Annotated in this window: 6 protein-coding genes; 4 read left to right on the forward strand and 2 right to left on the reverse strand. The window is 56.2% G+C overall.

Features of this window, described 5'->3' with window-relative positions; all coding sequences use genetic code 11:
• Window positions 1–78 precede the first annotated feature (78 nt).
• Window positions 79–846 (reverse strand): ABC transporter ATP-binding protein, encoded by a 768-nt coding sequence (locus K8V32_RS02870; protein WP_303902592.1) that lies wholly within the window; start codon window positions 844–846, stop codon window positions 79–81.
• Window positions 847–858: 12 nt separating this feature from the next.
• Window positions 859–3240, reverse strand: a complete 2382-nt coding sequence (locus K8V32_RS02875) for an ABC transporter permease (protein WP_303902595.1) — start codon at window positions 3238–3240, stop codon at window positions 859–861.
• A gap of 195 nt (window positions 3241–3435) precedes the next feature.
• Between K8V32_RS02875 and K8V32_RS02880 the strand changes: the two genes are divergently transcribed.
• From K8V32_RS02880 to K8V32_RS02895, 4 genes are all read left to right on the forward strand, one after another.
• Complete coding sequence (locus tag K8V32_RS02880; protein WP_303902598.1) at window positions 3436–5547, forward strand: penicillin-binding transpeptidase domain-containing protein; 2112 nt, start codon at window positions 3436–3438, stop codon at window positions 5545–5547.
• A 37-nt stretch (window positions 5548–5584) separates the two neighbouring features.
• Window positions 5585–5815: a hypothetical protein gene (locus tag K8V32_RS02885; protein ID WP_303902602.1), complete on the forward strand. Its 231-nt coding sequence runs from the start codon at window positions 5585–5587 to the stop codon at window positions 5813–5815.
• A 175-nt stretch (window positions 5816–5990) separates the two neighbouring features.
• The gene (locus K8V32_RS02890; RefSeq protein ID WP_303902605.1) at window positions 5991–6323 is read left to right on the forward strand and encodes a hypothetical protein; all 333 of its coding nucleotides are present in this window, start codon (window positions 5991–5993) and stop codon (window positions 6321–6323) included.
• 105 nt (window positions 6324–6428) lie between these two features.
• A partial coding sequence (locus tag K8V32_RS02895) for a hypothetical protein (RefSeq protein ID WP_303902609.1) occupies window positions 6429–7733 on the forward strand: 1305 nt, incomplete at its 3' end.

Raw genomic sequence — 7733 nt, forward strand, 5'->3', positions numbered from 1 at the left:
GTCTTAGGCTGGGAGCCGGAAATCTTGTGGCGCTCCAACATCTTGCGATCCCCGACGGGACACGAGTTCGCAGTGCACTCAAAAGCCTTGGTGGCTCAACCACGTCTGAACTGCGTTTTCCCGTGCTGCGGCGTCATCGTGGGAACTGATCAGTTCATCCACCACGCCTCCGTCGCGCAGATACACAATACGATCGGCACGGGCGGCACACACCGGGTCATGCGTGACCATCAGGATGGTGGTTCCCAGCTGGTGTGCTGCTGCCAGGGCATCAAGAACGTCCTGGGTCATCTGTGAATTCAACGCACCGGTGGGTTCGTCGGCAAAAAGCATGGCCGGTTTGGTACCCAAGGCCCGACACAGCGCAGCTCGTTGTAACTGACCCCCAGATACCTGGGAAGCGTACTGGTGGGCAATGTGATCGATGCAGAACTGGTCTAGCAGCTCATCCACCCGGTGCTGGACGGTCTTGCTATTTGGTGCCGCTTTTAACGCCGGCAGTAGCACGTTGTCATAGATGGTCAGACTGTTGAGAAAATGTGGCTGCTGAAAGATAAAACCCATCCGGTGCAATCGCAGTCGACTGCGCTGACGATCGTTGAGATCGTGCAGTGGATGTTGTTCGAATTCGACATGTCCGCTGGAAGGGTCATCGAGCCCGCTCAATAGATGCAGCAAGGTGGACTTGCCTGAACCAGACGGCCCCATGATGGCCACAAATTCACCGGAGTGGATGGTGAGATCGATGCCATTGAGCACCCGGGTTGGGGGAGTGGTCGTCGCAAATTCCTTGGTCAGGTTGATGGTGCGGAGGATTACGGTCTTGGTGCGTTGTGTCAGTTGCATGGCGTCCTTTGCTTAGGCCACTGGTGAAGCAAAAACAGCACGGTTGGCGTAGTGCTTTCGCAGCAGAAGGATTGCACCCAGTAGGCTGGTGCTGATTAGCAGCCCCGGATACATGAGATAGATCAGCACGGGGTTGGAGATGAAGCTCAGTTCGATAATGCCGAAATTTGCTGCAGCCAACGCTTGGGAGGTCAGCCATTGACCGGCCGTGGCAGCAAGAACCAGCCCGCTACCTATACCAACCAGGATCATCAGCCCCAGTTGGGCCATGGTCTGCAGTGTCAGTTGTCGTGCAGAAAAGCCCAGCAAGCGCAGGGTATTTGATTCGGTGTGGTTACGGCTCAGCTGTAATCGCAGAAATAGTGTCGTAATCAAGGTGACGGCGCCAAGAGCAATCATGAAGATGATCCAGGACGCCGAGCGCAAACCATCGGTGACATATGCCAGTGTCTGGTCGACATAGTCGGTCATGGGTAACACTTGGGCGGTGGCAAAGTCTTGTCGATATTCTGCGGCAAGATGACCTGGATCCATACCGGGACGGACATCAATAAAGACGCTCCACCGTGCAGCAGACTCTTCGGAGGGGCTGTCGTGTATTTTGGCAGTGTACCCACCGGCTGTGACATCCTGATACACCCCACTGACCTGCAAGGTGCGGATTCCGGTGGCGTCCTGGAATCGCAGGTCATCACCCACGGTCACCTCTAGTGCCTGGGCGTTCAACGTGGACAACGCGATCTCATTGCTACCGGGGGCCTGGCCATCGACAAAAGCCATGGCGGCACTGGAATGATCACCAAGCTGGGCGTTGAGCGTCTGCCAACTGCCCTCATATTCGACGTCAAAGCGCTGGTGGGCGTATGACTGTACATTTGTCACCCGGGGATCCTCGGCAAGCCTGGTCCTCAAGGACTCGTGGACTTCGGATGCAACCGAAGCGTCTTCGTCGTGAATTTCGATCCGAAGATCAGTTTGTGGAGCACCCAAATACTGCATGAAGCCAGGGCTTTGGAAGGTGGAGAGTAGCTGCGCTGGAATGGTGACCATGACCGTGGCGAGCCCAAAAACGATGGGGACAATCATCCAGTGGCGCAGCTCCGAACGCAACATACGCTGAGCCAATCGCAGATGCAACCTTCGGCCACGTGCGGAACCAAGAACAGAGCGGGACATTGAGCCTGGCATTCGCTGAGTACGAGGTGGTGTTGTGCCATGTAGCAGTGCATCTAGGACCTTGACGTTCAGGCTGCGGCGAAGCGTTAACGCACAAATGCCCAAGACAAAACCATTGACTAATACCACCGCGGCCACAGGTAGCACAACGGTGACAGCGGTGATCGGGGCCTGCTGGGAGTCACCAGCCACCAGTGTCGCTCCAGTCAATGCTAAGAGGACGCCGCTGACACCGGCCACCACGGTTAAAGCAAGGTATCTGGTCAAATACAACCGTGTAATCGCCCCAGGTGAGATACCCAGCGCTCGCAAGGTGCCGATCTCATGGCCCTCATCTTGCAGACTCGACCTGATGACAAACCGCATATTCAACAAGGCAATGCCAATCAGCACACCCCCGGCGAGTATGCCAACGGCGGCCACGAGTCCTTCACTGATCACCGTCACCAGGCGGATCATCACTTCGGTCACCGCCTGACCATTCGTGGGGAGGCGAGGATCACGCTCATAAGCCTGCTGGAATGCTGCAACATCAGCGGTAGCTGTCAAACGATAGGCAACCAGGGTTTCCGGTGTCCCACGCGGTGCAGTCATCAAGCTGGCCAACTCCTGTGGGGCCACCACAAACCGTGCCGCCGAGGCCATCGACGATCCCATCTGGGCATCTCGTACTGTGCCAGCCACGGTTAGCGTCTCCACTTGAGTGCCAGTATCCACCGCCATGATGTCGCCGGCGACAATGTCGAATTGATCCGCCAGGGCGATAGGAACATACACTTCACCGACCGCAGGCTCAGCAATAGCGCCGTCGTCGTCTAATAAATAATCAAAGTCTGGATTCTGGGCCACGAACAGATGATCAATCAGCGAGCCACTGAGATCCGTGGACGTCGCGCCGGAACCACGTTGCACCTGCAGATCGGTGCCAGCAAACCCCACCATCTGCTGTAGCTGCCAGGCTTGGATATCCTCGCGCCCTGAGGCAAAATCCTGCAGGGCTGCGCGACTGACCTCACCGGTATGCAGTTGCAAAAAATGTGGCGGCTGAGCGGTATCAAACAGGTGAGTTACCGAAGCATTGACCCGTTCAATCACCAGCACACTGCCGGCCACCAGCACACTGGACAACGTCAGCAGCAACAACAACGCCACCGTGACCGGCGTATTGCGGCGCACGTCATTGACTACATACCGGGCAGCAAGCTTATGGGAGCGCATGATCAAACATTTCAGGTTGGGGTGCAAAGATTCCGCAGCGATAATGTCATGGCAGTCAGCCTAGAAGGCTCGGATACGTGAAACGACAGGGCTTCCCATCGTCTTTGTTCGGGATAACCCGAAGACTGCTAGACCGCCGATATGGCCTGTGTCACGAGCATCAGCGGATGCGTTCAGCCCATTAGACTACCCACCATGATGTCCTCCACTCACACCGCACATCACTCCCAGTCAACCGCATCATCACGAATATTTCGCCGCCGCTACAGCCTTACCGCCGTGCTGATCGCTGCAGCACTGGGATTGAGCGCCTGCGGCCCAAATGTGCCCGACCCAACCGACACAGCCCAGCAATTTGCCGATCAACTCGTATCCGAAGAATTCAGTGGACTCACCGACCTGTCACTGACCGATGACTCGATAGACCCGGCCGCGCTCGCAGACGCCCTGGCCCAGCTGCAGCGTTTCCCACTGTCGGTGAGTTTGGATTCTGCCCAGATGGATGACACGGATGATGACACGGTGACAGCAACCGCTCAGTACACGGTCACCTGGGATCTCACACCAGGGGAGGCGGCCGACGAGGACGATAATGCGACCGAAGATGCTGCTGAGTCGGAAAACTGGAGCTATCAAACCCAGGCCAGCCTGGTGTGGGATGAGACTACTGAAACCTGGCAACCCCGGCTGGAGGCCAGCACTCTGGTTCCCGGATTAGCACCTGACGGCCACGTGAATGTGGAAATCGACCCCGCAGAACGTGGCACCATCCGAGACGGCGAGGATAACGCCATGGTAATGGACCGCCCGGTGCAACGCATCGGGATCGATAAGTCCCATGTGCTGGAAGCCCTGTCCTCGGCTGATGCTGAACCCACCGACGACGATATCGAACAGACCCTGACTGAGTCGGCCACCGAACTAGCCGAAGCCCTAGACTTGGACCCGGAACCGTTGGTGGACCGCACCCTGGCAGCAGGCGAACGCGCCTGGGTCGAATTCATTGTGCTCCGTGATGATGGCGAGACCGAAATCCCCATCGACGATATTGCTGAAATCCAAGGCGCCATGGCCATGGAAGACACCATGGTGCTGGGGCCGTCACGCACATTTGCTCGGTCACTGTTTGGAACCTACGGTGAGCCCAACGCCGAACAAATCGAAGCCTCGGACGGCGAATTTACCGCCGGGGTGCCAACCGGACTGACCGGGCTGCAACGCATGTACAACGAACATCTCGCCGGCAGCGACGGGTTGGACATCACCATTGATAACACCGAAGCCACCCAACCGGCGTCCGAAGACGCGACAGGCCAAGAAGTCTCCTACAGTCGTGAGGTGGTGGACGGCAAAACGTTGACCACAACATTGCACATGGATGTTCAACAGTTGGCCGAGGACATGATTGCTGACGCCGACATCCCCGCCGGACTGGTCGTCGTCCGCCCCTCCGATGGTCATATTCTGGCCGCCGCAGAAGGGCCAGCTGATGTCAGTTGGCCCTTGGCCACCACCGGGGCATACCCACCGGGTTCGACCTTCAAAATGATTACCGCTTTGGCCATGTTGCGCAATGGGATGACACCGGAGTCTACGGTCAACTGCCCGCAAACGATCACCATCGATGGTGCCGAATTCTCGAACTTTGAGGGCTACCCGTCTGACTACTTAGGTGAAATCACACTGGCCGATGCAATAGCCCAATCATGTAACACCAGCTTCGTGAGCCAATGGGAAGAGCTCAGTCCCGACGACGTTCACGACGCCGCGGTCGCCCTGGGCCTGGTCGAGGACCCAATTGTCGGCTATCACGGTGCCTTCCTAGGCACGGTGCCCACCGAGGTTGAAGGAACTCAGTACGCTGCTGGGCTATTCGGTCAAGGTCTCGTCCAGGCCTCGCCCCTGGGAATGGCAACCGTGGCGGCATCGATTGCGGCAGGACAAACCGTCACCCCGATTATGGTGACTGATCCAGCGGTGGAACCCAACGACAACGATCATCTGCCGGGTAATGCGCCGCTGACCGAAGACGAAGCAGCAACCCTGCAGGAATTGATGGCAGGACCGGTCGAATACGGGACCGTACCGATTCTGCAAAACGTGCCCGGCGCACCGGTCTATGCAAAAACTGGCACTGCTGAATATGTCGATGACGGCGAGGACTTAGCCCACACCTGGCTCATGGCAACACATGGTGATCTAGCGGTGTCACTATTCTATTCGGAGGGCTTTGCTGGTGCCCAAACCAACGGACCGGTAGTAGAAGAATTCCTCACCGAGCTAGAAGATATCATCCCATCCGAATAACATCTGAAACATACTGCGGCAAATACAAGGACTAGCTATGAACACCAAAGTATCGAAGAAAAAGCGCTGGAAGGATTTCAGCTCTGGTCAACGCGCAGCAATCGTTGCACTTGCATCAGTCCAAGTTGCGTTAGCCGGCACGGCATGGATCGATTTGGCACGCCGAGATGCCAGCGAAGTCAACGGCAGTAAAGGCAAATGGGCCGCTATTATTGCTGTGGACTTCGTTGGTCCGATCCTGTATTTCACTCGCGGCATTCGGCGCTGACATGCCGAGCAAACTCTCGACGATCGACAGCTAGCCTTGCTCATGTGTTGATCGACCTAGATTGTGGATAGCGGGAGTTCTCCACAGCTGGAGAACATGCTCTTCTACCAAAGCAGTTGATGTCGTAGCTTAGGTGTGACACACAACCGGTCAGAACCTCAATGGAGGAAGACAGATGTCGATTGAAATCATCACGATCATCACTGCAGCGGCCGGGGTTTTGGTCACACTGGGCAGTGTCATGTTGGTTGGCTTCGTCCGGATCAGGCGACACATGGATCAGCGCTTTGATCAGTTACATACCCACTACGAGCACATCGATATAGGAATCAGAAAAGTGTTCCTGAAAGTCAGTAGTGTGCAAGCACAATTTGAACACGCAGAGTGCGAGATCCGTAAACTGCAAGAAGAACTCCAGGAAGTCAAAGCTGCTGACGTCGTGCCGCGACGCACCACAACGAGTGCTTTCTTTTTGCATGACACAATGCTGCGACGGCTCCGGTGGTAGCGTCCTGCTCCCACCAGCTACTATGACGACACCCTTGTTGATGGAGATTGAATATGTTGAATGCAGTCAAATGCATGCGTGATATGACCAGTCAGGTGCTGCGGTGTGAATAGCCCAAATCCGAGCCTTCAAACATTCATTGATGCGCTTGAGCGCCGCTTATTGGAGATGTCGCTAGAGGAAATCCGCGAGTCACTCCTGCAGCATGCGCACACTCTGCAAAACAGTGACCGAGCAGCATTCCTTGCTATTTTCGAACACAATCACCAGACGCATCAGCAGCAATCACCAAATGTGACATGGCCGGTCGATAATCATCCACTGCTTGAAGAAATTGACGCTTTTGTGGATCGGATAGCTTCTGGCGAGTATTTCGACGGCTTCGGCTGGGACCATGAACGTTACCTAGAGCGGTCATTTGGTGACGAATCATGGGCGCTAGAATTCGACGAATTCTTTTCAGAAGCTCATAAAGCATTTCTCAACGGACAGGTTGGCCTGGCCCGGGCAGCATTGCAAAGACTGCTTTACGCATTGTCATTAGACGACGACGTCGGGACGTTCTGTGGGCCTGAGCCTGCAATCTACACGGTGGGTTTCAACCTCGCCGAAGCGCAGGCATGCTACCTGCGGGCTGTATATGAAACAACACCGGCAGAAGAACGAGCCGCAGAATTAGCCAAGGAATGGTTGGTCCTTCCAGAACTTGACGCCGACGTCAGCCTTGATAGCCTACGGCAAAGTCGAGGACCAGAGCTCTCAGAACTCGAGCAATTTCTTCCTGACTGGATAAACGTATTGCATTCCTTAGACCGTGACTCACCAATAGTCCGCGAGCTACTGCTCGAAGCGGCAGAACTTGCTGGCGGCGTCGACGGTCTGCGAGACCTGGCACGCGGTAGCGAGACTGATCAGGGCGCATATTACCTTCGCTGGGTGCAAGCACTGCGCAGGGCGGAATGCCAAGGGGAAGCCATTGAGGCAGCACATGAGGCGCTATCAAAGCTGAACCACGACGGACCCATGCGGGCACTCATGGCAGAAGAATTAGCCGTGCTCTCCAAAGACAATGGTGTTCAAGTGGTCGCTGCACGTCGAGCTGCTTGGCGGGCAGATCCGAATCTGCTGCGGCTCATCCGGCTTCACGAGGCGGCGTCCCAACAGTCCCAGGCACCTGAGACCATGGCGGATGAGCTTGCTGCATTGGATGAAAAAACCGCACTGGACGACTCAGATAATGGACTGCGCGCCGTGCTTTTGGTGCTGGCCGGACGCGCGGATGACGCGGGGGCCATGCTCATCCAGTCGACAGGGCTGACAGACCGTTCCTTGCGCGATGTGGTCGTACCCTATTTGTTGATATCGGGGTGTGCGGGGCCACAGCATCCCCAATGGTCGTCAACCAGTCTC

The organism is Enteractinococcus helveticum (genome assembly GCF_020742345.1).
In the GTDB taxonomy this organism is placed as follows: domain Bacteria; phylum Actinomycetota; class Actinomycetes; order Actinomycetales; family Micrococcaceae; genus Yaniella; species Yaniella helvetica_A.